The following is a 24,894-nucleotide window of genomic DNA, read 5'->3' as shown; positions in this document are numbered from 1 at the left end:
GGAGTTTTTACATGTCCAGTGCCCTTCCGGAAACGGAAAGCAAAAGCCCGCTTGCACCCAAGCCGCCTCTTGATCCTCATCTGAAAGCCCTTGAAAACGAAGCCATTCACATTTTCCGTGAAGTTGCTGCCGAGTTCGACAATCCTGTGATGCTGTATTCCATCGGCAAGGATTCCTCCGTGCTGCTGCATCTGGCACGCAAGGCATTTTTCCCTGGCCGCATCCCTTTCCCGCTGCTGCATGTCAACACCGGCTGGAAGTTCAAGGAAATGATCGAATTCCGCGACCGCATGGTCAAGGAATATGATCTGGACCTGATTTCGCACACCAACCCGCGTGGTCAGACGGAAAACGTCACGCCATTCTCTCATGGCTCGGCGCTTTACACCGACATCATGAAGACCGAGGCGCTAAAGCAGGCTCTCGACGCCGGCAAGTTCGACGCAGCCTTTGGTGGCGCACGCCGCGACGAGGAAGCCAGCCGTGCCAAGGAACGCATCTATTCCTTCCGCACGCCTGACCACCGTTGGGACCCGCGCAACCAGCGCCCGGAACTGTGGAACATCTATAACGGCATGATCAAGCGTGGCGAAAGCGTACGCGCCTTCCCGCTGTCCAATTGGACGGAAGTCGACATCTGGCGTTATATTCAGGCGGAAAACATTCCGCTGGTGCCGCTCTATTACGCCAAGAAGCGTCCCTATGTTGAGCGCGATGGCATGATGATCCTGGCGGAAGACGAACGTCTGGAACTGTTGCCCGGCGAAGTGAAGCAGGAGGGCATGATCCGGTTCCGTACACTCGGCTGCTTCCCGCTGACCGGTGCGATCCGCTCCAACGCCACCACGCTTTCTGAAGTGATCGACGAGCTGGAAATTGCCACCGTTTCCGAACGGCAGGGCCGCGCCATTGACCGTGACCAGTCCGGCTCCATGGAAAAGAAAAAACGCGAGGGATATTTCTGATATGGCATCCCATAACGAAACCACCTCCGCAACAATTCTGCCGTTTGCTGAGCCGGTCAAGGCGGTGCGTGACACGCGCCCCTTGCGCCTGATCACATGCGGTAGTGTGGATGATGGAAAATCGACCCTGATCGGCCGTCTGCTTTGGGACACCAAGGCTGTCAAGGAAGACCAGGCAGCAACCCTTCGCCGCGACAGTGGCAAACAGAACGACCTCGGTCTGCCTGACTTTGCGCTTTTGCTGGACGGTCTGCAGGCTGAACGTGAACAGGGCATTACCATCGATGTCGCCTACCGCTATTTCTCAACCGAGAAGCGGGCGTTCATTGTTGCCGACACCCCCGGCCACGAACAATACACCCGCAACATGGCAACCGGTGCGTCCACGGCCGACCTCGCCATTCTGTTGATCGATGCGCGCGTCGGTATTCTTGAGCAGACCCGCAGGCACGCGACGATTGCTGCCCTGATGGGCATCAAGCAGTTTGTCCTGGCCATCAACAAGATCGACCTGACCAATTATGACAAGGCTGGCTTTGAGCTTATTGCCCATGACTTCCGCGAATTTGCACTGTCGCTTGGCGTAAAACAGATTACCGCCATTCCAATGTCTGCGCTCAAGGGTGAAAACGTGGTACTGAGCGGCCATGCCGCCATGCCATGGTATGAAGGCCCGACTTTGGTGGAAACACTGGAACTGGCCACGGTGCGGTCGTCGCAGACGGTCGGTTTTCGCATGCCGGTTCAGCGCGTTTCGCGTCCGGGCGAAAGCTTCCGCGGTTATCAGGGCACCATTGCCGGTGGCTCAGTCAAGCCGGGCGATTCCGTCGTCATCCTGCCATCCGGCACCGTTGCCAATGTGAAACAGATCGTTACCTTCGATCTGGTGCGCAACGCAGCCGTTGCAGGCGATGCGGTGACGCTGGTGCTTGACCGGCAGGTCGATATTTCGCGTGGCGACGTCATCAGCTCGATTGATGGCCAGCCGCATGCGGGACTGGCTTTTGATGCGCAGATCGTGGCGCTGCAGCCAGGCGGTATCGAACCAAACAAACGTTACTGGCTGAAAAGCGGCAGCCGCCGTCAGCGCGTGACAGTTGAGCCGGTTTCGCAGCTCGACCTCAAAAATGGCAAATGGCAGGAGCATTCGACTGCCCTCGCCATGAATGCGATCGGCAAGGTGCATTTGTCTTTTGATGAGACAGCCATTTTCGACCCTTATGAATTGAACCGCGCAACCGGCTCTTTCATTCTGATCGACCCCGATACCAACAACACGGTTGCGGGTGGCATGATCGTTTCCAAACGCAGCGATGTCAGCGCACTCGGCAACAATGAGCGGGTCATCCTGTCCTTGCCGGCAGACCTGGCGGAAAAACTGCTTTCCAGCGAGCTGTTTGCGAACCGTCGTGATGACATTGATGTTCGCCGGACCAATGCAACCACAGCCAACCGGATCATCAACGACCTGAGCTGAGGTCCAGCAATCAACCAATACAAAAGCCACCTTCCTCAGAAGGTGGCTTTTTGATTTTTGTCTTTTACGACACACAGTGCTTGGCTTGGGGATCTTTAAGTACTCCCGTTAGTGCAGGAAGAACATCCAGATCAAAAGCACAACAACAAACGGTACGCCCATGGCCCACAGAAGCATTGCTCTTAACATGTTTCTACCTCCTTGCTTGTTCGAATAAATAACGACAAGGCGATGGAAAAGGTTCCAGAGCAGTTCAACTGACCCTTTGAAATTATGCTGGCGTCATATTGCAACGGGGCTGCGCAAACGTCGTGTGGTCTGGCGCTCAACGAACTGGTAGTCGAGGTTGACGATCTTCTCTTCAACCTTGTTGCCTGACGCGAGTGTGATCAGCATATCTGCGGCACGGTATCCCATTTCGAAGCGTGGAATGCGCACAGTCGTCAACGGCGGTTCGGTAACACTCGCAAAGTCGAGATCGTTGAAACCGCAGATACCGAAGTCCTCAGGAATGCGAATGCCAAGACGCTGGGCTTCAAATATAACCCCCAGCGCGACATCATCACTATGGCACAACACACCATCGGCGTCCGGCACAGCCTCGATGAACCTACGGGCCAGCCGCGAGCCCAGACGCGGGCTTGGCGGCGTATCCTCCCAGATGACCAGCTGTTCGTCGTAAAGCCCTGCATCGCGCATCGCCTCGCAATACCCCATCTGGCGCTGGCGCACGCGAAAATCATTGCCGCCACCAATCAGCGCAAAACGGCGATATCCCTGCGACAGCATATGTCGAGTTGCCGCCCTCGCCGCGCTCCTGTGATCAATAGCCACAGCAAATTCAGACAGCGGGAAACTGACATCAACTGTCTGCACAATTGGACAGCCTGCCTCACGCATGAGGGCTTCCATACTGCCGTGGTCTTCTACCCCAGCCAGAATGATCCCGGCCGGACGCTGCGCCGAGAAAAGACGGATTTTTGCGATTTCTTCGGCAAGATCGTAATGCGTGTTGGCGTATTGGATGCTGTAGTCACTGCCCCGCACTCGTTCCTCGATACCGCGGACCACACTCAGCACAGCAGCATGTGACAGCGAGGGCACCAGCACACCGATAAATCCGCTGCTGCCGCGCGCAAGCGTACGCGCTGCGAGATCAGGGACATAGCCCATCTCATCCACGATTTGCAGGATCATCTCACGCAGTGTCTCGGAAACCTTGCCCGGTTCCCTCAGAGCCCTGGAAACGGTAATGGGACTAACACCTGCTTTTTCCGCGACATGCTGCAGGGTAATCTTTTCACGCGCCAAACGTTTGTTGCGTAATTTCAATCATGCACCTCTGGATAACGATCCCGGTCTAATTACCCTACTCAAGCCGAATCTTCAAACTGTAACGTTACAGATAGAGTATTATGGGTCTAAATTGAATCGCTTCTGTTTTAATATGTAAAAGAAAATGCCCTACGTGCCACACCCCCAGAAATGGGGGTTCGCAGTAATATTCGTTGAAATGACATATCAGAGACATGTTCAAGAGCTTGAAAAACGAGCCTTCGGCACGCTATCCAGCGCACAACATAAAGCCCACAGCACTCGAACGCATTGGCCGGGCCAGACAAAGAATACCACTGCGATAAGGGTGTCAGCCGCCGTTGCCAAGCGGAGGTCGCGATGGCTGGCTTTTCGCCCCATCACCTTGATTATTTCATGCAGTTGCAGATCGGCGGGAAGGATAGCGGAAATTCGCTCCGCACGCGCACTATGACATGCGAAAGCAGCTCGGCTTTGTGGAGCACTAGCGATTCTCAAAACTTGTTGTGGGAGAATCATAAGTCATTGTTTTAATGACTTGAATATGGTCGGAGTGGAGAGATTCGAACTCCCGACCCTCTGGTCCCAAACCAGATGCGCTACCAGACTGCGCTACACTCCGTTACCTGTGGGGCTCTATAGACCAGCCTCGAGAGTTCGGCAAGCGGACAATGCTATTTTTGTGTAAGTTTTGTGATGGTCGGCGCACATTGCGCTCCGGCTTGCGTAATCGCAAATTCGCAGCATCAATAAACGTTACAAAAAAGCAATTATGGCAAGAAATCGCACACGCGACCTCGCAAAAACACTGCATTCGGCGTTACAAATCTGCTAGGCGACGGACATGCACGGCACTCAGCCGGACAAACTTCAAAAGGATATTCGACCATGCGATTTCGCAGCGTAATGCTGGCAGGGCTGGCAGTCGCCCTTACCGCCTGCACAACCACTTCACTACCAGCAACAAATCCAATCGAAAGCCGCTGGAAGGGCCAGTCCGCAGGCGTATTCTTCGCCAAGTACGGTCCACCGCTCAGCGATACGGCTTCCGGTAGCGAAACGCTTTACACATGGCGCGGCGGATACAAGAACACACGCGTTCCAGCACAGTTCGAGCAGACCAAGGATGGCAAGCGCGGCAAGCAGACGGCACCAGCCCGCACGCTTTACCTCTCCTGCACCGTGCAGCTCACTGTCACTGACGGTTACACCATTCGCTCTGTTCGCACGGTCAACGACCGTCCAGGCGTCAATGGCCCAAGCTACTGCGCTGAATTCCTGACTGCCGAATAATCCAGATAACAATACGGCCCCGAACATTGTCGGGGCCGTATTGCTAAGAGCTGTCCAGATTTCCTGAACTCAGGCAAGCTGGATTGTTACAGGGTGCACAAAACTGCCCGTTGCCGCCACTGACACACCATGTGCCCGTCTGCGGCGTCCTGACATCAAGCATTGAGAGATAAAGAAAGCGCCGCGTCTCGACGAGGCGGTTACGACGCTCTCCCGATCAATCAGCTATTGTCTTCTGTCGGCGCGTCCGGCCCATTCTTCTTGATAGATGCAATCGCGTTCTGCGCGCTTGCCTTGGAAGAATAGCCTTCCGTCGCAAAGATCACTTCGTTGTTGTATTTGAAGCGAACGCGGAACTCGCCCGCTTTGTCTTTATAAATCTCGAACTTATGCGCCATTTTTGCTTCCTTCATGTTAGCAGTGATTCGCACTCTTTAAGGGTGCCACTCGCCAGGCCTCTTCGCAAGTTGATTGCGCGCAACCCTTCCCGCGATAGGTGCGGGCAATAAGGTGCAACGAGATATAGAAAAACAATACGACATGCTTCGCATAGGGCAAAAACAATTGCCCGTTTTGGCCGCGTGTGTCGCAAGCAATTCGACGATCAGGTTGTTTTTGAAAATCAGTGGCTGGGGCGCCAGGATTCGAACCTGGGAATGCCGGTACCAAAAACCGGTGCCTTACCGCTTGGCGACGCCCCAACACAACAGCAGGGCGAAGCTCTGCTATTCGAGTGGCGCCTGATTAGCAAAGCATAACGGCAGCGGCAATCATTAAGTTTGCAGAACTGCAATATTTCTTGTTCGGACCAGACAGGCTTCATGATAGTCCGTAGAGCAAGCGATATCGCCGTTCATTTTCCTGGAAGTGCCAATGAGCAGATACAGTGCACGCCCTCCTGCCATTCCAACAACATTGCTTGATGACGATGTGGTGCGGATCATCCGCTGGGACTTTGAGCCCGGAGCAGATACCGGCCACCATACCCATGGATTGGGTTATGTTGTTGTGCCGATGACCGATTGCCATTTCCTGATTGAGGATGACGCTGGCAGCCGCCGTGTAGACACGCCGCGTGGCATGCCCTACCGACGGGAGGCTGGTGTTTCGCACAATGTGGTGAATGCCGGTGATGCGCCAATGTCGTTCATCGAAATAGAATACAAATAAGGGCACTTGCCAGAACAATGACAGATCCGGAATTCAGCCTCGATTTCCAGCCAGCCTATGGCACTGCCGTGCCGGTGAGCGATCATATCCAGCGGATCACCGTCAACAATCCCTCCGCTTTCACCTTTCATGGCACCAACAGCTACATCGTTGGCAATCGATCAGTGGCCGTCATTGATCCCGGACCGGAAGATGACGCGCATTTTCAGGCACTGATGGACGCCCTGAAAGGCCGTGAAGTCAGCCATATTTTTGTCAGCCACACACATCGCGACCACTCGCCGCTTGCTGCACGGTTGAAGGCCGCCACCGGCGCCATCGTTGTTGCAGAAGGTCCGCACCGTTCTGCCCGGCCGCTGCATGCCAATGAAACAAATCCGTTTTCCGAAAGCTCTGATTATGCCTTTGCGCCGGATATAGCGATTGGCGACAATGAAAGCATAGCAGGTGACGGCTGGACACTGACTGCGCTGCATACACCGGGACACGCCGCCAATCATGCTTCCTTTGCACTGGATGGTAGCGGTATCGTGTTTTCAGCCGATCACGTCATGGCGTGGGCCACCACAATCGTTGCCCCGCCAGACGGTGCGATGAGCGACTATATGGCTTCGCTGGAAAAATTGCTGGAACGCGATGACCGGCTGTTTCTACCCGGCCATGGAGGCCCGGTGCGTGACCCCTCCTCCTTCATGCGCGGTTTGAGAACCCATAGACGCATGCGCGAACGCGCTGTTCTGGAACGCATCAAGGTCGGAGACCGCAAGATCGCTGACATGGTCAAGGTGATTTACCAGAGCACCGATCCACGCCTGCATGGTGCAGCAGCGCTTTCCGTTTTAGCACATCTGGAAGATCTGGTTGAAAAGGGCCGGGTTGAGACCGATGGCCCGCCATCGCTGTCAGGCCTTTATTTTCCGACCTGAGGCACCGTCACCGTCAGTCGCCTGATCCGCCCTGCATCTCAGTGTCCAGCGCCTGCAGATAGGCATCGGCAATCGAGGCACTTGTTCCCAGATCATGTGGACCAAACCGTGAGGCGACCCGGATATCGACCAAGGTCGTTTCGGTTTCTTCGCGCAGACGCAGCAGCACATCAAAACGTGCACCAAGAATGAGGGTGCGCGTGGCGCCCTGCACCAGCACATCACCACCGGTGCCAAACATCGGCCGTGGTGCATCGGCCGGTCTGGAAAGCGGCACCGGCACATTGGCTGGTGGCTCGTCATTCAGCGCTTCCCCTGCTGGGCTTTCTTCGGGTGCAGGCAAGGTTTCCGGCGCATCGGGAATGGCGCCGGCAAGACCACGGGTTTCAGCGATGCGAATGCCCTGTGCTGCCGCAACCTTGCGCGCCGCCTGATAGATGCGGTCAACTGCACCTTCATAACGGCGGCCGGTCAAACCGGGATAGGCCTCTGCCTGCTCCAGTCTGGTCTGCGGTGTGATGGCCGGTCTCGTAAACCATTGCTGATTGGCCTCAGGCACCGAAATCCATTCAGGCACATCGCTGATATCAGTCGAGACATCATAAAGAACGGGATTTTGCCAGTAGAGAACACCGGCCCAGATGGCGACACCCAGCGGCAAGGCGGACAATATCAGCGCCTTGAAGGCGGAAAGGCCACCCCGAGAGCCAACGACCCACAGCCGGTAAAGACCAAACGCAGCCAAAAGCACAGCCACAAGAGCCAGTCCCGCAGCGATCAGAGCAAGGCTGACAAAATCGGGCATGGTCAAAGGCCCGAAACGAAACAGCGGCACTGCAAAAACCAGCAGGCACAGTGCGGCAAGGCCGAAATAACGCGAGGCGGCTGCGGCACGGGAAACAGGTCGAACGAAGCGCACAGCCATGGAAACAGCCACCCGGATATTTTTCAACTCTCAAGGACGCCTGACATCCGGCAACGAATAGTCAGACCATGGCCAAAGAATCGCCAATAGCCAGTAAATAAACCGGATTCGGCTTGCGGCAAACGTGAGCGCAAAAGAAATCTCGTTCCATCTTCCGAAACCGTACAAACGGGCGTATCAGTCGAACCAGATGCACGTCCCGTTCGTTGACGGAAATGTGCATCAGGCCAGTCGGCATTGGAGGTGTTCAGATGCGTGTTGTCTCTCTTATGAGCGTTTTGTGTGCGGCAATAACCTTGGCGTCATGCCAGACCATGACCCCGGAAGAACGGCGTGCCGCCGATGAAGCGACGTGCCGTGGTTATGGCTTCAAGGCCGGGACGGATGCGATGGCAAGGTGCCTTCTCGATATCGATCTCGACCGCCGTGCCGAGGCGCGCAGTTGGCAGCAAAGACAGAATGACATGTTCTTCCGCCAGCCGGTCGTTATTGAACGCCGGGTAATCGTACAGAAATCCTCGTAAGGCAAAACGGCCGTCAGGCCGCTTCGGATTGTGCGGTAATGGTGGCTTGAGCAGCCGCCAGCCGGGCAATCGGCACACGGAATGGTGAGCAGGACACATAATCCAGCCCCGCATCCTCGCAGAAATGGATGGATGCCGGATCGCCGCCATGTTCACCGCAAATGCCAAGCTTCAGATCACTTTTTGTCTGCCGGCCGCGTTCAGCGGCAATGCGGATCAGTTCACCCACACCATCAAAATCGAGCGATATGAACGGGTCACGTTCAATAATGCCCTTACGCTGATAGGTGGTGATAAACCGCGCGGCATCGTCGCGCGAAATACCGAAGGTCGTCTGTGTCAGGTCGTTGGTACCGAACGAGAAAAATTCGGCGGCTTCCGCGATGATATGGGCGCGCAGGGCAGCGCGCGGCAACTCGATCATCGTGCCGGTCAGGTAATCAATCTTCATGCCGGTTTCTTCCGCCACGCAGGCAGCAACCCGGTCAATACAGGCACGCACATAATCCAGTTCTGACCGCAAACCGACCAGCGGCACCATGATTTCAGGCACCACGGGCGCGCCGGTTTCCTTGGCGGCCGCAACGGCCGCTTCAAAAATCGCCCGCGCCTGCATTTCGGCAATTTCCGGATAGGAAATGGCAAGACGGCAACCGCGATGACCCAGCATCGGGTTAAACTCATGCAGCGCATCCAACCGCTGGCGGAAGACGGTTTGCGGCATGCCCATGGCGGCTGCAACCTCAACGATCTCGCCATCGGTCTTCGGCAGGAACTCGTGCAATGGCGGGTCCAGCAAACGGATGGTCACCGGTAGGCCATGCATGATCTTGAAGATTTCCGTGAAGTCGGAGCGCTGCATGGGCAGCAACCGGTCAAGCGCAACCCGCCTGCCCTCTTCGCTGTCAGCAAGGATCATTTCCCGCATCGAATGAATACGGTCTTCTTCAAAGAACATGTGTTCGGTACGACAAAGGCCAATGCCTTCCGCACCAAAGGCGCGGGCTGCACGCGCGTCCTGCGGCGTATCGGCATTGGTGCGTACCGTCATGCGGCGCGTTTCATCCGCCCAGGACATCAGCTTGGCAAAATCACCGGACAGTTCCGGCTGTACCATCGGCACCTCGCCGCGCAGAACCTGGCCGGACGAACCGTCAATGGTGATGATATCGCCCTTTTTGAGCACACATCCCATACCGATCAGGGTGTTGTTGCGCAGATCAACGCGCATGGAGCCTGCACCGGAAACACAGGGGATGCCCATGCCGCGCGCGACCACCGCAGCATGGCTGGTCATGCCGCCACGGGTCGTCAAAATGCCGCCAGCCGCATGCATGCCGTGAATGTCTTCCGGGCTGGTTTCCATGCGCACCAGAATGACGTTGCGACCTTCCGCATCGGCAGCAACGGCGGCTTCGGCCGTAAAGACGATTTCACCGGTTGCGGCACCGGGCGATGCAGGCAGGCCGGACCCGATGACAGAACGCTGCGAGCGCGGATCGATTGTTGGGTGCAAAAGCTGATCAAGCGACGATGGCTCGATGCGGGACACCGCTTCCTTGCGGGAAATCAGCCCCTCATCGACCATATCAACGGCGATTTTTAGCGCTGCACGGGTGGTGCGTTTGCCAGAGCGGGTCTGCAACATCCAGAGCTTGCCGCGTTCAATGGTAAACTCCATGTCCTGCAGGTCGCAGTAGTGGCGCTCGAGGCTTTCACAGATGCTGGAAAATTCCTCAAAAGCCTCCGGCATGAGTTTTTCCATGGAAGGTTTGTCGGAGCCCGAGGCGATACGGCCTTCTTCGGTGATCGACTGCGGCGTGCGAATGCCCGATACGACATCTTCGCCCTGCGCATTGACCAGAAACTCGCCGTAAAGCGCCTTTTCACCGGTCGATGGGTTTCTGGTGAATGCCACGCCGGTTGCCGAGGTCGAACCAAGGTTGCCGAACACCATGGCCTGAACATTGACCGCCGTTCCCCAGGCCGCCGGAATATTGTGAAGTTGGCGGTATGTGACGGCACGCGGGTTCATCCAGCTGGCAAACACCGCCTTGATCGCACCCCACAGCTGTACTTCGGTGTTCTGTGGGAACACCTCGTCCAGTTCATCTTCGATGATCTGTTTGTAGAGCGTGACGATGTGCTGCCATTCGACAGCCGACAGTTCGGTATCATATTCATAACCGAGGCGCGCCTTTTCATCTTCCAGCACTTCCTCGAAGATTTCGTGGTCCAGTCCCATGACGACATCGGCATACATCTGGATAAAACGGCGGTAGCTGTCCCATGCAAAACGGGCGTCGCCAGCATCATGGCCAAGCGCCTGCACCGTTTCGTCATTGAGGCCGAGGTTCAAGACAGTGTCCATCATGCCAGGCATCGACACTTTTGCGCCGGAGCGCACCGACAAAAGCAAGGGCTGTGCGCCACAGCCAAATTTGCGGCCTGACATGGCTTCCATGCCAGCAATACCCGCAATGACCTGTTGCTTCAGCTCATCCGGTAGGTCGCGCCCATTGACATGGTACCAACCACAGGCTTCGCTGATGATGGTAAGGCCGGGTGGCACCGGCAGGCCAAGGCTTGCCATTTCAGCAAGATTTGCCCCTTTGCCGCCAAGGATCTCGACGTCACTCGCCCTGCCTTCGGCTGCCCCGTTGCCAAAGGTGTAGACCCATTTCTTCATCAACGCTCTCCACCCAGAAGCGGTATTGTTTTTCAACTCTTTATAACATCATCCGGGCATTGGAAATCTACACCGAATAACTGCCTTGGCGCAGTGTAATATAATTGCGGCGATTGCATGCCGCAGTGCGATGGTTTGTAAAAAACAGCAATGCAGTTGACGCATTCGTGAGATGCAAGCGTAAAAAACGCAGCGTAAGGGAAATTGATCTCATCTCTGGAACATTCCCCATGACACTTACCCGCAGACATATCCTGAAACTTGCCGGTGTTACCTCCGCCGCTGCAGCTATGGCCGGTGCCGTAAAGGCCGAAGGCATGACCAACCTGACACTGTCTGCCGATATGCTGCCATTTGCATTGACGACGCCAATGCATGTCCGCGAGGCAGCGCTCAAGGTCAAGGACCTCAACAACATGCTGGCCTATTACCGCCAGGTGATGGGCTTTACGGAAATATCGCGTAACGGCAACACGGTGACATTGGGTGCCGGTGGTGTGCCGCTGCTGCACCTCATTCACACGCCTGATGCAGACTTTGAAAGCCAGAGTTCTGCCGGGCTGTTCCACATTGCTTACCTGATGCCAACCCGCAAGGATCTTGCCCGCTGGCTGGTGCATGTGGCGATGATGCAGGCACCAATCACCGGTTTTGCCGACCATAATGTCAGTGAGGCCGTTTACCTGAACGATCCCGAAGGCAACGGCATCGAAGTTTATAGTGATCGCCAGAAGGACACCTGGAAATGGGATGGTGATGTGGTGACGATGGGCACCAAGGAGCTTGATATCGACGACATCGTCGCATTGACCGATACAACGAAGGATGACTATTCAATCGCGCCAGCCAGCCTGCGCATTGGCCACATGCATCTGCGCGTCGGCGATATCGCCAAGGGACGTGCATTTTATGAAAATGCCGTCGGCCTTGCCTCAACCCGTGGCAACCGCGAAGACGCGGCCTTCCTGTCCTCCGGGCGGTACCATCACCATGTCGCGATCAACACCTGGAACAGCCGTGGCGCCGCACTTCGTGACGATAAACAGACGGGCCTTGCGTGGTTCTCGCTCACCATCACCGATGCCGCCGATATCAAACAACAGCAGGCGCGCCTTGAGGCGGCAGGTTACACCGTGTCCATGCTGGATAATGGCGACATAGAAGCCAAAGACCCGTGGGGAACGGGCCTCAGACTGCAAAAGTCCTGATCAGGCAACCTCGACAAGCCGCTCTGCGGCCTGCAGATCAACCGACACCAGTTGCGATACACCCTGCTCTGCCATGGTCACGCCGAACAACCTGTTCATGCGGGCCATGGTAATCGGGTTATGGGTGATGATGACGAAGCGTGTTGCCGTCGACGCCACCATCTCATCCATCAGGTTGCAATAACGCTCGACATTGTGGTCATCAAGCGGTGCATCCACCTCGTCCAGCACGCAGATCGGTGCCGGGTTGGTCAGGAACACCGCAAAGATCAGCGCCATTGCCGTCAGCGCCTGCTCACCGCCGGAAAGCAGCGTCATGGTTTGCGGTTTCTTGCCCGGCGGACGGGCCAGAATTTCAAGGCCTGCTTCCAGCGGATCTTCCGATTCGATCAGTTGCAGCTCTGCCGTTCCGCCACCGAACAGATGGGTAAATAGCCGCTGGAACTGGGCGTTGACCACATCAAAGGCGGCAATCAGCCGTTCGCGGCCTTCGCGGTTCAGGCTCTGGATACCGGCGCGCAGCTTCTTGATGGCATCGATAATGTCATCCCGCTCCTTGACGAGCGCCGTCAGTTTTTCCGACAGCTCCGCCTGCTCCTCATCGGCACGCAGGTTGACGGCACCCAGTCGTTCACGTTCGATCTTGAGGCGATCCAGATCACGCTCGACTTCGCGCAGGTCAGGGATAACAGCGTCAACAGCGAGGCCGGTCAGACGATAGGCCTGATGCGGGCCGACATTGAGTGTCTCTTGAATGCGATGTTCGGTTTCCTGCCGTCTTTCGCGGGCAGACACAAGACGTTCTTCGGTACGTCCGCGCCGCTCACGTGCTTCGGCCAGTTCTGACAGAGCAGTGGCCGCCGTGCGATCTGCCTCGCGCTGCAGGTTTTCCGCATGCACCAGCTGGTCGGCGGCCAGACGGCGTGCCTCTTCGGTCTTTTGCAATTCGGTGAGAAGTGCCCGGCGTTTTTCATCGAACTCTTCCGGTGCCACTTCCAGATCAAGCATTTCCTCGCGGGCTTCTTCCTCGCGCTCCCGCAGGGTCGAAATATGATCGGAAGCGCTGGCGACACGCGCCTGCCAGGTGCTGCGTTCCTGCGCAATGGCACTGATACGGCGCTGGCGGGCTTCGGCTTCCCGGTTCAATCCTTCATGGCGGGCGCGGGCTTCGGCCAGCAGTCCACGATCGGTCGCAACCTCCATCTGCACGTCGCGCAGACGTGCATCGATCTCCGTCAGATCAGGCGCGTCATCCATTTCGATACGCGCATTTTCTTCCTGAATAACGACCTCTTCGATCTGCGAGCGGATCTGGTTGACGGCTTCGCTGACCACATCGCGTCTGCGCATCAGGTCCCCGGAGGCGCGTTCGGCAGCGGAAAGCGCTTCCCGCGCTTCGGAGAGGTGACGCACCGCAAGGCGGCTCATCTCGCGCGCTTCATTCAGGCGAATATCGGCAAGACGTATTTCGTCGGCTGTCGCTGCAAGCTGCTCTTCGGCTTCGGCAAGCGTATATCTTGCCTCCTCCATCTCGCCTTCCAGCTCAGCCAGACGGTTTTTCTGGGCAAGACGCAGCGCTGCCGTTCCTGGTGCGTCGGCACCGGTCACGTGGCCGTCCCAACGGAAGACCGCGCCTTCGCGAGTAACAAGTCGCTGGCCGGCCTGTAATTTCGGCATCAGGCGAAGTGCGTCTTCAATGCTGGTTGCGATGCCAATCTGTTTCAGGGCACGCGACAGGGCGGCCGGGCCTTTGACATAGTCGGCCAGCGCTGCCAGCCCTGACGGCAAGGCGGGATCGCTGCTCGCATCGCCCGACACACTCCAATAGGCCGGAGCCGAAGGGTCAAGCGAGCTTTCAAGATCGTCGCCAAGCGCTGCACCAAGGGCAACCTCAAAACCTTTTTCAACCTTCAGCTCTTCGGCAATCGGCGTAAATGTACCGGAACTTGCGCCCGCCGCCAGCATGCGCGAAATCGTGCGCGCTTCTGTTTCAAGACCGTTTACCCGCGCGCGGGCAGCATCGACGGGCGCACGCGCCATCGCTTCACCGTTGCGTGCTTTGCTCAGCGCCGTCTCGGCATCCTCAACAGCAATCTGTGCGTCGCTGACGGCGTCTTCCGCCGCATCCACCACCGAGCGCTTTTCTGCGGGGTCTGGCAGCAATGACAGTTTTTCCGCAATGGCATCCAGTTCGGACGATGCATCCTGCGCCTGTTTCTCCAGACGCATCTTGCGGTCGGAAAGATCACGAATGGCACGCTCTAGCTGGGTGCGGGCCGCAGCCGCCTCAGCGCGCTGGGCGGTCAGTGCCGTGGCTGCATTTTCACTTTCACTGAGCTTTGCAGCCGCCGCTTCAAAGGCTTCACGCGTTTCTTCGGCATAACGCCCGCTATCGGCCAAGGTCTCGACAAGCTCGGCCTCTTCGGCATCAAGCCTGGACAGGATCTGCGCGTTGTCGGCAACCATGCGTTCTTCACGGGCAATGTCTTCGCCCAACTGAGCCAAACGTCTGGTCAGTTCGTCGCGTCGTCTAAGCAGGCGGCCTGCTTCTTCATCAAGCTGCGTTCTGGCAATCTGCAGGCGCTGCAGCGCTGCTGCGGCCCGCGCTTCATTCTCACGCAGTTCCGGCAGCTTAAGGCTGGCAATGCCTTGTTCCTTGGCCGTTTCCATCTGCTTTTGCGCTTTTTCAGCGACAAGAACCGTTGCCTGGTTCAGAGCACTTTCCGCTTCACCTTCTGCCTGCTTGGCCTCCACCCAGCGGATATGCAGCAGCATGGCTTCACGCGCGCGGATATCGGCAGACAACATCTTGAAACGGTTGGCCTGACGGGCCTGACGTTTCAGGCTTTCAATCTGGCTTTCCAATTGTGCGGTTACGTCTTCGAGACGCTCAAGATTGGTTTCTGCCGCACGCAAACGCAGTTCGGCCTCATGACGCCTGGAATGCAGGCCGGAAATGCCAGCCGCTTCTTCCAGCAGCTGCCGACGGGCCTGCGGCTTGGCGTTGATCAGTTCACCAATACGCCCCTGCCCGACCATCGACGGCGAACGGGCACCGGTTGAGGCATCGGCAAACAGCAGCTGCACATCCTTGGCACGGGCCTCCTTGCCATTGATGCGGTATACCGAGCCGTTTTCACGCTCGATACGGCGCGTCACCTGGATTTCATCGGCATCGTTAAAGGCTGCAGGCGCGGTGCGGTCGGCATTGTCGAGATAAAGTCCGACCTCTGCGGTGTTGCGCGCAGGACGGTTACCAGAACCGGAGAAAATAACGTCATCCATGCCGGAGGCGCGCATGTTCTTGTAGGAGTTTTCCCCCATCACCCAGCGCAGGGCTTCGACAAGATTGGATTTTCCGCAGCCGTTCGGGCCAACCACGCCGGTCAGTCCGGGTTCAATGATGAACTCGGATGGTTCGACAAACGACTTGAAGCCGACAAGGCGCAGCTTGTTGAACTTCATTGATCGTTATCCCCGGCACCGCAAAAGCAATAAAAAACGGGCGAACGGAATGATCCGCCGCCCGTCAGATGAATGGAACGTCGTTTAGATAAGGCTGTCGATAAGGGTCGACATGGTTTCAAGCGACATGTCTCCAGCGTATTTCTTGCCGTTGATGATGAAGGTCGGCGTCGAATTTACACCAAAATCCGTCGCGCCACGCTGCATCGTGGCATTCACATCATCCAGAAGTTCCTGGTTCGTCAAGCAGGCTTCGAAGCTCTCCTGTGAAAAACCTGCAAGTTTCGACATTTGCAGCAATGCAGCGCGGGCATCCTGTGCCGTCGCCCAGGTCTGCTGCTGCTTGAACAGCATCGAAACGAATGGGTAGTACTGGTTTTCAGGTGCGCAACGCGCCAGCATGAAAGCGGCAGCAGCGCGCGGATCGAACGGGAATTCGCGGATGACGAAATACACCTTGCCCGAGTCGATGTATTTTTCCTTGATCTTGTCGAAGGTGTTGTTGTGGAAGTTTGCGCAATGCGGGCAAGTCATGGACATGTATTCCACGATCTTGACCGGTGCGTTGGCATCACCCAGCGCCTTGTCAGGCAAGGAGCCTGGCTTCATCACTTCCGCCATGTCCACATCACCGATGGACTGAGGCAGTTCCTGTGCGTTTGCGAAGTCCGCAGAAAGCGAAAGCGGCAAGGTGACGCAAACCGCTGCAAAAGCAACGCTGCCAAGAAGATTACGGCGGGTCATGGTAAATTCGGAAGTAGGCATTGAAGCACCTGTTCGTGTGAAGACTCGATATGTCTGTATTTCCGATATCGCGGCGGCCTGTTCATAACAAGCAGCCATTCTCATTCTTATTGTCAAAGAATTGTGACCAAAGCTCGTTTGGCCGCGATATCATTGATAAAATTGGGTGTTACCGGTTTGCGGCACGGTGCCGCATCAGGAACGGCCGCGCAGACGCTTTTGTAAAACAGCGGTTCCGAGACGTTCCACGGCCTTGCGCAGCTGTTCGCTTTCAATTCCTTCCATCATATCTTCAAGCCGTTTGGCCGCATCACCACGCAGCGGTGGCGGCTTTCGTTTGCGCAAAACGGTTTGCGAAACGGGCTTTTGCACAATGCGGATCTGGCGAACGGCCGGATATCCGAAAAAGCCGTTGATACGGGCAATCAGCTCGCCCTGGGCATGGGTCAGAAACAGCGCACGGGCACCCTCACATGCGATTGTCAGCACACCTGGCTGATAACCACTGCCATCGGAACTGTCATCGCGGCGCGGCCAGACGATCTTTTCAGGACGCGTGCAATCGGCAAAATCTTCGCCGGCAATCTCGTCCCATGAGCCGAGCAGTGCCGTGCTGATACCCGCCCGACGCGCCAGCACCGGGTCGATAATGCCATTGGCTACTTCCGAGATCTGGACAACAGATGGTCTGCGTCCCTTAAACGGTGCCACGCACACTTCCTTCCGATTTTTCTTCAGCACTACCTGGCAAGGAAATGAAAATCACCAGCGCCGTCCACAGGAATATACTGTCATAAATATCATGGCCGAAGATGAAGTTCGTCAAGCCACCAACGATATATGTTGACGTCAGAACGATGGCGACAAACAGGCGCTGGCGATAAAATGCATCACGGGCAGCATTCACTGCAGCCAGAAGCGGCGCACAAAGAAGTGCGACCAGCGACAGGAAACCGACAATACCGGAATCGACAAGCGCGGTAATGAAACCATTGTGGAAGTGGGAGAAATTCAGGCCGATCTGCTCGACAAGTGTACGGCGGTTTTGAATGCCATGCCCGAAGATCGGATTTTGCTGGATTAATTCATACCCGTGTTTCCACAGATCCATACGCATGCTGTAGGAATTGTCGGTGGCCGTGGTATTTTCGCTGGTCATATAGGCAATAGTGTCGCTAATGCGGTCGGCACTGCTGATGCCGAACCACACGACAATCACCGCAACGACCGCGAGAACCAGAGCGCCCTTGATATTCAGCCATGGTTTGATGGTTGCTGGAAAAAACACGCCAAACAGCACGATCGCAAAAACCGTTGCGGGCAACATGCCGCGTGACTGCGACAGCAGCAGACAGACGAAACCGGCGACAAAACCAATGAAGCCAACGATCTTACGCCATTTGATGTCTGACAGCAGGTTTAGCAGCGAAAACACCGAAAACAATGCACAGATCAAAGCAAATGGCAGCGCATTACCGGCGCCACCTTCGGCGCGCACGTGTTGGACAAGCCCCTGCCACATGGCAAGCGGCAAGGCGAGAATGCCACAGAACGCAGCTCCCAGTGCAAAGCTTTCGAACAGCGAGCGACCGGAGCTGATACGCAAACGCGGCAACATCAGCCAAAACAGCAGAAACGGCAGCAATGGCACCAGCTTGCGCAATACCAGTGTCAGGCCCGTATCCGAATTGATGAGCATGGCCACAAGCTGCACCAGCACATAGATGACCGCGGGCACGATCAGAAACCGGTCATGTGCGGCAAATGCGGGTGGAAACCGTTTCAGCGAAAGCGAAATGATTGCCCACACAATCGAAGCGCCCAGCAGGATTGTGGTGACGGATCCGCCGATGCCTGCCAATGCCGCCACAGCAAAAATGAACACGTGGTTATTTGCATTCATCGACAGAGGCTTCATGATTTTGCTTTCATTGACTACAGCTTGCCCAGCCCTATATGAGATGGCTGGCATAGTTTAAACAATGCGCCATTACCAGTGACATGTCCCTGCTTTTCCGTTGAAAACCGTTTCTACGAAGGGTGTCGTGTGAAATAAATCTCGCGGAAAAGGTGTAATGCTACCTATGAATGACAATCCGCCATTATCAGACCTGCTTTTGCAATGGTATGACAGGCATCACAGAGACCTGCCTTGGCGCACCTCACCGGTGATGGCTGCCAGAGGTTTGACCGCCAACCCCTATCACGTCTGGCTGTCAGAAGTGATGTTGCAGCAAACGACCGTTCAGGCGGTCAAACCCTATTTTGCAAAATTTCTCGCTGCCTGGCCGACAGTCAAAGATCTGGCCAATGCGCCGGTTGAGGATGTGATGGCCGCCTGGGCTGGCCTTGGTTATTATGCGCGCGCCCGTAACCTTCGAAAATGTGCCGAAACCGTCGCACGCGAACATGACGGCATTTTCCCCGATACCGAAGACGCCTTGAGGGCGCTGCCCGGCATTGGTGATTATACGGCAGCTGCCGTCGCGGCCATTGCTTTCAATCGCCAGGCTGCGGTGATGGATGGCAATGTCGAGCGAGTCATTTCACGGCTGTTTGCCATTGATGCCCCCTTGCCCGCCTCAAAACCGGTGATGAAATCCAAGGTCGTTGCGCTGACACCGGCCAAGCGGCCCGGCGATTTTGCGCAGGCGATGATGGATCTCGGCGCCACGATCTGCACACCCAAACGTCCCGCCTGCGCACTCTGTCCGTTCAAGGAGCACTGTCTGGCGCTGGCCAGTGATTATCCGGAACGTTTTCCCGTCAAAGCGCTGAAAAAACAAAAGCCGGTGCGGGTCGGCGCGGCGTTTGTCGCGGTTAATGACAAGGGTGAAATTCTGCTCAGACGGCGGGAAGAAACCGGTCTTCTGGGCGGCATGACGGAAGTGCCGACCACCGGCTGGACTGCGCGGATCGATGGCGGCACCGGCAGCGAACACGCACCATTCAGCGCAGACTGGGATGCCGCCGGCGCAATCGTGCATGTCTTTACCCACTTTGAACTCAGGCTTTCGGTTTACCGTGCCAAGGTAACCGTAACACCGCTGGTCGACAGCAATAACGGATGGTGGGAACCGGTCACAAATCTTGATGCGCAAGCGCTGCCGACAGTCATGAAAAAAGCGATCAAACAAGCTATTCCCTTTGCCTTCGACACAAACAGGACTTCCGCATGACAACGACTATTCGGCATATTGTTTTCGATATTGGCAAAGTACTCATCCATTACGATCCCGACATTCCCTACAGCCGCATCATTCCCGACGCGGAAGAACGCCAGTGGTTTTTCAAGAATGTGTGTACCCATGACTGGAACCTTGAGCAGGACCGCGGCCGCACATGGCAGGATGCCGAAGCACTGCTGATTGCGGAGTTCCCTGACAAAACAGACCAAATCCGCGCCTTTCGTCAGAACTGGCATGAAATGGTCTCGCATTCCTATGACGATTCCGTCGCCATCATGCTCGGTCTGATCGAAGAGGGTCGCGACGTGACAATGCTGACCAATTTTGCATCAGATACATTCCGCCAGGCGCAGGAAATGTATCCATTTCTCAAGGCCCCGCGCGGCGTGACCGTGTCCGGTGATGTTGGCTTAATAAAGCCGGATGTCGCGATTTACGAAACGCACCACAAGGCGTTTGATCTTGAACCTGCTGCTACACTGTTCATCGACGATTCCTACCCGAACGTCGAAGGCGCGCGCGAGGCAGGATGGAATGCCGTGCATTTCACGGGCATTGAAAAGCTGAGGAAAGATTTGAAAGCTTACGGCGTGCTTTGAATGAATTTCTGACGCAGGCGGGAAATGGCGGTCTCCCACCTGCGTCAGTCCAGCCGTAAACGGCAGGATTTCAGAATTCATGCGTGAGAAGTCTCTGCTTTCGCAACGCGCCATGTCTTCTCTGCGAATAGAGATAGACACACAGCCTTGCGTGAAACTGTCATGGTTTTGTTATGCAAAGCAATACTTATATTGCCGACATTTCAACGCCATACAGAAATAGCTTATAAACAGAGCGGCCCCCGATGCTTTCGCGTCGGGGGCCGTTCATCTCTTTCCGGGACTAGAGGTACTTACACCGGAAAGAGAAACTGGCAGATAAGGTGCGGCGGTGGATCGTTTATTCTACCTTTGCCAGTTCAGAACGAATGACACTTCTCAACTCATCAATCGGCTTGAGGTCAGAGCCATCTTCAAAGTGCCAGAACGTCCAGCCATTGCAGGCATCCAGTCCTTGTACCTTGGCTCCTAGGCGGTGAATTGAACCCGCATCACCGCCAGAAGCGATGGTACCATCCGCACGAATAATGGCGCTATAACGGCGCTTTGCATCGGTCAGCACCTGACCGGCACGCACCAGACCGCTTTCCAGCAGCGTGTTGAATGCAACACGTGGCTCGGCCTTCTTGCCGGTCATCACGGTCAGCTCAGCCTTGCCGAGCGGTTCGACCGAAGCAATGCGGGCAGATGCCGCATCGATATATTCCTGTTCGCGCTCGATACCGACGAAATGACGGCCCAGACGCTTGGCAACAGCACCTGTCGTGCCTGAGCCAAAGAATGGGTCGAGAATGATGTCGCCGGGCTTTGTCGACGCCATGATGACGCGGGCAAGCAGAGCTTCCGGCTTCTGGGTCGGATGAACCTTCTTGCCGTCTTCGCCCTTCAGGCGCTCATGGCCGCTGCAGATCGGGAACAGCCAGTCAGAGCGCATCTGAACGTCATCGTTGGATGCTTTCAGCGCTTCATAGTTGAAGGTGTAACCCTTGGCCTTGGAATCGCGGCTGGCCCAGATCATGGTTTCATGGGCGTTCTGGAACCGGCGACCCTTGAAGTTCGGCATCGGGTTGGTCTTGCGCCAAACGATATCATTGAGGAGCCAGAAGTTGAGATCCTGCAACATCGCGCCAACGCGGAAAATATTGTGGTAGGAGCCAATAACCCAGATGGTGCCATTGGGCTTCAACACACGGCGGCAAGCCAGAAGCCATGCGCGTGTGAACGCATCGTAAGCCTCAAACGAAGCGAACTGGTCCCAGTCATTATCAACGGCGTCGACAACCGACTGATCCGGACGATGCAGCGTGCCGCCAAGCTGGAGATTGTAAGGTGGGTCGGCGAAAATCGCATCTACCGACTGGCTCGGCAGTGCTTCAAGGGCTGCTACGCAGTCCCCCTTGATGATGCTGTCTTTCCAGGCATCTTCCTGGCCTGCACGATCAAAACCGGCACGCCGAAAATCGGCCAGCGGATAAACTGATGCCATCGGTACTCGCTCCATACGCTTACTCGAACTGAACTGGTGCCTATGGTTACCGAAGATGGTTATCAAAGACTGAATGCCGCGCAGAAAAACACAAATAATTGAGTTAAAAGCGTTATTTCAGTTGTTTTTTTGGGAGAGAATTGCGCGGTGATGCGACGTATCCGCCTACAGCATTAACCATGGCAGCCCGCGGCTTCAGCGGTTTCTGATGTGATTTTTACGCCTTTGAAACCCGAAGCGGCAACCTTGTCGCAAAGCGAACTCCATTCGCAATCATGACAAGCTTTGCGAATCGAATTGTGTGAAAATGCCAATCGCAAACGTGACAGGAACACGTGGTCCGGCTCAAGCGTATCACCAACCACCAGTGTTTTTCCAAGCAGCCGCCCGACCGCATCCAGTGCAGCAATATCGCGCTGTACGACACTTGCCTTATGACAATGAGCGCCCTCACTGCACAGCAAGGGCTGGCAGATATCGTCCGGCCCTTCAACGATCTCGATTGTCTCGCCAGCCGACAGCCGTTTGGCGATTTTCCGGTAATTGTCGGTGAAGGCTACCGTGTAGCCCTCACCAACGAACGTCAACATGCAGAGCAGATGATGCCCGCGCAACTGAACACTCAATGGTTCTTTGTCCGACCAACCGTTGCCTTCAATACGGCAGCGGCAAGAGCAGACTTTAATGCAGCACCGAGAAGGAAGGGCAAAACACCGGCAAGCCACGCCTTCTCACCACCGATGATTTGCGCCAGCCACAGCCAGCCCAGCAGCAGGCATAGAAGATTGGCCGCAAAGTGCAGTGAAAATCCCAGAAAGACCCGGTTGGCCGTGACGCCCTTCTGCGTGAAAGAGCCGACAAGAACAGCCATCAGCGGAAATGCCACGAGATATCCAGCCGTCGGGCCCATAAAGGGAGCAATGCCGGATTTGAACTCGGCCAGAACTGGCAAACCAATCATGGCTTCTGCAAGCCAGGCGAGCACTGTGAGGCCGCCCAGACGCCATCCGTAAAGAGCGCCGATCATCGTCACGGCAAATGTCTGCATGGTAATGGGGACCGGAACCATCGGCACCGAGATTTGTGACGCAATTGCCAGCGCCACGGTACCGGCGATCACAAGAACGGTTTTTCCAAACCATGTTTTTTCAAGATTATCGATAAGACTGCCATTCAGAGATTGTATTTGTCCAGACATTGGCTCTCCTTTTCAAAATTATAGATAATAATTGAATTTATAGAGAGAATGTCGACGAAAAACCAAATGTTTTTTGGCAGACCACGGATCAGGAGCATCGACGAAAGCCGACCCTGTGGAAAATTTTCGCAAAAATGACGTTAAATCAGCCAATTACCGCGAATTAAAATTATCTATAATTTTATCCAACGATGGCAAAGGCATCCTTGGTGGAGCCTGCTGGCGTGCGAATGGCGGTGCGGCCAATCCATTGTACGTGGCCATCGAGAATACGAACGGCCTCCTCGCCCTTTCCTGCGCGCAGAGCACTCAAGATGGCGCGGTGATCATGGTCCGTGCGGCGTTCCCAGCCGGCACGCCACGCGGAAAATAGAAAACGGGCGCTGGCCGCATGCAATCCGTCAATGGTTTCCAGCAAACGCGGCATTCCGCAGGGCGTGATGATCAACCGGTGGAAACGCCGGTTGGCCTCCTCCCAGCTCCGCACATCCGCAGCACTGTCCCCTTCCACGGTAGCCGCCTCGGCCTCATCCAGAATGGCGGCGGTCATGTGCGGGATCGCGTGCCTCAGCGCCAAAACCTCAAGTGCGGCGCGCATTTCAGCGACTTCACGCACCTCGTTCAGGCCAAAATCTGCAACCCTGACGCCACGTCGCGGCAGGCTGATGGCCAAACCTTGCGCCTCCAGTCGGCGAAAGGCTTCACGCACCGGAACATGGCTTGCGCCGAATTCCTCAGCAATATGATCCTGCCGCAAACGCTCGCCGGGAGACAATTCGCCCCGCACGATACGGTCGGCAAGGCTGCGTGCAATACGCGCCGCAATTGTATCATCCGGTTTGCGTGGTTCTTTAGGGGCCATGCTTTCCCATAGAATGCGCCGCAGGGCTTGTCGAGCAACAAACGCAAGCAGGTTGAGCTTAACGGCAGCATGGTCTAAAAGCGCCGCGTTTTCTTATGCTGAAAGGAGCGCAGATGAGCGCCTTCGACCTTATCATTTTTGACTGCGACGGCGTGCTGGTCGACTCCGAAATCATTGCCGCCCAGGTCGAATCCGCCCTTCTGACAGATGCCGGCTACCCGATCACCGTCGAAGAGATGGGCGAGCGTTTTGCCGGCATGACATGGCACAACATTCTGCTGGCCGTCGAGCGTGAAGCCAGCATCCCGTTGTCCGCCTCACTGCTCGACAAGTCGGAAAAGCTGCTCGATGCACGGCTGCAGCGCGACGTCAAAATCATCGAAGGCGTAAAATTCGCGCTGTCGAGACTGACAATGCAGCGTTGCATCTGCTCCAATTCCGGGAGCAAGCGCCTGGACATGATGCTGACCAAGGTTGGCTTGAAGCCCTATTTCGATCCACACATCTATTCCGCCAAGGATCTGGGTCCAGACCGCGTCAAACCGAAGCCGGACATTTTTCTGCATGGCGCCAGCCAGTTCAATGTCTCGCCATCGAAGACGGTTGTTGTTGAGGACAGCGTTCACGGCGTTCACGCGGCAAAGGCAGCCGGCATGCGGGTAATCGGTTTTACCGGCGCATCACACACCTACCCAGGACATGCCGACAAGCTGACCGATGCGGGCGCTGAAACAGTTATCTCCCGCATGATGGACTTGCCAGCTGTTGTGGCTGCGCTGTCAGACTGGGGCGGCATTTCCTGATCTCAGCAGAAAGGCGGAAGAACATTGGTTCTTCCGCCTTTATTCTACATTCCGATTG

22 protein-coding genes and 2 tRNA genes are annotated in these 24,894 nt (G+C 56.0%); 10 read left to right on the top strand and 14 right to left on the bottom strand.

Annotation, left to right across the window (positions count from 1 at the left end):
* Positions 1-11 precede the first annotated feature (11 nt).
* Positions 12-965 (top strand): sulfate adenylyltransferase subunit CysD, encoded by a 954-nt coding sequence (gene cysD / locus RT613_RS13045; protein WP_313615942.1) that lies wholly within the window; start codon positions 12-14, stop codon positions 963-965.
* Position 966: 1 nt separating this feature from the next.
* Positions 967-2,442: a sulfate adenylyltransferase subunit CysN gene (cysN, locus tag RT613_RS13040; RefSeq protein ID WP_313615940.1), complete on the top strand. Its 1,476-nt coding sequence runs from the start codon at positions 967-969 to the stop codon at positions 2,440-2,442.
* Positions 2,443-2,724: 282 nt separating this feature from the next.
* On the opposite strand, the gene RT613_RS13035 is transcribed toward cysN, so the two are convergent.
* The gene (locus tag RT613_RS13035) at positions 2,725-3,774 is read right to left on the bottom strand and encodes a LacI family DNA-binding transcriptional regulator (RefSeq protein ID WP_313615939.1); all 1,050 of its coding nucleotides are present in this window, start codon (positions 3,772-3,774) and stop codon (positions 2,725-2,727) included.
* Positions 3,775-4,301: 527 nt separating this feature from the next.
* Positions 4,302-4,378 (bottom strand) — tRNA-Pro (locus tag RT613_RS13030).
* Between the two features lie 266 nt (positions 4,379-4,644).
* Between RT613_RS13030 and RT613_RS13025 the strand changes: the two genes are divergently transcribed.
* Positions 4,645-5,049, top strand: a complete 405-nt coding sequence (locus RT613_RS13025) for a hypothetical protein (protein ID WP_313615938.1) — start codon at positions 4,645-4,647, stop codon at positions 5,047-5,049.
* A gap of 221 nt (positions 5,050-5,270) precedes the next feature.
* Here RT613_RS13025 and RT613_RS13020 read toward each other — a convergent pair whose 3' ends face one another.
* Both RT613_RS13020 and RT613_RS13015 read right to left on the bottom strand, forming a co-directional pair.
* Positions 5,271-5,447 (bottom strand): YegP family protein, encoded by a 177-nt coding sequence (locus RT613_RS13020; RefSeq protein WP_313615937.1) that lies wholly within the window; start codon positions 5,445-5,447, stop codon positions 5,271-5,273.
* A gap of 228 nt (positions 5,448-5,675) precedes the next feature.
* A tRNA-Gln gene (locus RT613_RS13015) sits at positions 5,676-5,750 on the bottom strand.
* Positions 5,751-5,922: 172 nt separating this feature from the next.
* Here RT613_RS13015 and RT613_RS13010 point away from each other — a divergent pair.
* A complete protein-coding gene (locus tag RT613_RS13010) occupies positions 5,923-6,219 on the top strand; it encodes a cupin (RefSeq protein ID WP_313615936.1) in 297 nt (98 codons plus the stop codon).
* 17 nt (positions 6,220-6,236) lie between these two features.
* A complete protein-coding gene (locus RT613_RS13005; protein WP_313615935.1) occupies positions 6,237-7,145 on the top strand; it encodes an MBL fold metallo-hydrolase in 909 nt (302 codons plus the stop codon).
* A gap of 13 nt (positions 7,146-7,158) precedes the next feature.
* On the opposite strand, the gene RT613_RS13000 is transcribed toward RT613_RS13005, so the two are convergent.
* On the bottom strand, positions 7,159-8,070 hold the full coding sequence (locus RT613_RS13000) for a DUF1499 domain-containing protein (protein WP_313615933.1): 912 nt from the start codon (positions 8,068-8,070) through the stop codon (positions 7,159-7,161).
* Between the two features lie 251 nt (positions 8,071-8,321).
* Here RT613_RS13000 and RT613_RS12995 point away from each other — a divergent pair, with 251 nt between their 5' ends.
* Positions 8,322-8,594, top strand: a complete 273-nt coding sequence (locus tag RT613_RS12995) for a hypothetical protein (RefSeq protein ID WP_313615931.1) — start codon at positions 8,322-8,324, stop codon at positions 8,592-8,594.
* Between the two features lie 13 nt (positions 8,595-8,607).
* On the opposite strand, the gene ppdK is transcribed toward RT613_RS12995, so the two are convergent.
* A complete protein-coding gene (gene ppdK, locus RT613_RS12990; RefSeq protein WP_313615930.1) occupies positions 8,608-11,283 on the bottom strand; it encodes a pyruvate, phosphate dikinase in 2,676 nt (891 codons plus the stop codon).
* Positions 11,284-11,513: 230 nt separating this feature from the next.
* On the opposite strand from ppdK, the gene RT613_RS12985 reads away from it, so the two are divergent.
* A complete protein-coding gene (locus RT613_RS12985) occupies positions 11,514-12,491 on the top strand; it encodes a VOC family protein (protein ID WP_313615928.1) in 978 nt (325 codons plus the stop codon).
* Here the strand turns inward: RT613_RS12985 and smc are convergent, their stop codons facing one another.
* The 4 genes from smc to RT613_RS12965 form a co-directional block, all read right to left on the bottom strand.
* Complete coding sequence (gene smc, locus RT613_RS12980; protein ID WP_313615926.1) at positions 12,492-15,956, bottom strand: chromosome segregation protein SMC; 3,465 nt, start codon at positions 15,954-15,956, stop codon at positions 12,492-12,494.
* Between the two features lie 84 nt (positions 15,957-16,040).
* On the bottom strand, positions 16,041-16,721 hold the full coding sequence (locus tag RT613_RS12975) for a DsbA family protein (RefSeq protein ID WP_313615925.1): 681 nt from the start codon (positions 16,719-16,721) through the stop codon (positions 16,041-16,043).
* A 174-nt stretch (positions 16,722-16,895) separates the two neighbouring features.
* Complete coding sequence (locus tag RT613_RS12970; protein WP_313615924.1) at positions 16,896-17,411, bottom strand: DUF721 domain-containing protein; 516 nt, start codon at positions 17,409-17,411, stop codon at positions 16,896-16,898.
* A complete protein-coding gene (locus RT613_RS12965) occupies positions 17,398-18,618 on the bottom strand; it encodes an O-antigen ligase family protein (protein WP_313615922.1) in 1,221 nt (406 codons plus the stop codon). The genes RT613_RS12970 and RT613_RS12965 overlap by 14 nt, the downstream gene beginning before the upstream one ends.
* A gap of 157 nt (positions 18,619-18,775) precedes the next feature.
* Between RT613_RS12965 and mutY the strand changes: the two genes are divergently transcribed.
* Together mutY and RT613_RS12955 are read left to right on the top strand one after the other, a co-directional pair.
* Positions 18,776-19,879, top strand: coding sequence for an A/G-specific adenine glycosylase (mutY, locus tag RT613_RS12960; RefSeq protein ID WP_313615920.1), 1,104 nt, complete (start codon positions 18,776-18,778; stop codon positions 19,877-19,879).
* Positions 19,876-20,487, top strand: a complete 612-nt coding sequence (locus RT613_RS12955) for an HAD family phosphatase (RefSeq protein ID WP_313615919.1) — start codon at positions 19,876-19,878, stop codon at positions 20,485-20,487. Before mutY ends, RT613_RS12955 begins: the two co-directional genes overlap by 4 nt.
* Positions 20,488-20,827: 340 nt before the next feature.
* Here RT613_RS12955 and RT613_RS12950 read toward each other — a convergent pair whose 3' ends face one another.
* The 4 genes from RT613_RS12950 to RT613_RS12935 all read right to left on the bottom strand — a co-directional run bounded on the left by RT613_RS12950 (position 20,828) and on the right by RT613_RS12935 (position 24,033).
* Positions 20,828-21,973 carry a site-specific DNA-methyltransferase gene (locus tag RT613_RS12950; RefSeq protein WP_313615918.1) on the bottom strand — a complete coding sequence of 382 codons (1,146 nt, stop codon included), beginning with the start codon at positions 21,971-21,973 and terminating at the stop codon, positions 20,828-20,830.
* Between the two features lie 173 nt (positions 21,974-22,146).
* A complete protein-coding gene (locus RT613_RS12945) occupies positions 22,147-22,599 on the bottom strand; it encodes a DUF1284 domain-containing protein (RefSeq protein ID WP_313615916.1) in 453 nt (150 codons plus the stop codon).
* A complete protein-coding gene (locus RT613_RS12940; protein ID WP_313615914.1) occupies positions 22,596-23,171 on the bottom strand; it encodes a biotin transporter BioY in 576 nt (191 codons plus the stop codon). The genes RT613_RS12945 and RT613_RS12940 overlap by 4 nt, the downstream gene beginning before the upstream one ends.
* A gap of 181 nt (positions 23,172-23,352) precedes the next feature.
* Positions 23,353-24,033 (bottom strand): GntR family transcriptional regulator, encoded by a 681-nt coding sequence (locus RT613_RS12935; RefSeq protein ID WP_313615912.1) that lies wholly within the window; start codon positions 24,031-24,033, stop codon positions 23,353-23,355.
* Between the two features lie 113 nt (positions 24,034-24,146).
* Here RT613_RS12935 and RT613_RS12930 point away from each other — a divergent pair, with 113 nt between their 5' ends.
* Positions 24,147-24,836, top strand: a complete 690-nt coding sequence (locus RT613_RS12930; RefSeq protein ID WP_313615910.1) for an HAD family hydrolase — start codon at positions 24,147-24,149, stop codon at positions 24,834-24,836.
* Positions 24,837-24,894 lie beyond the last annotated feature (58 nt).

Source organism: Agrobacterium sp. (assembly GCF_032092815.1).
Classification (GTDB): Bacteria; Pseudomonadota; Alphaproteobacteria; order Rhizobiales; family Rhizobiaceae; genus Agrobacterium.
This window is presented reverse-complemented; position numbering and strand designations above follow the sequence as displayed.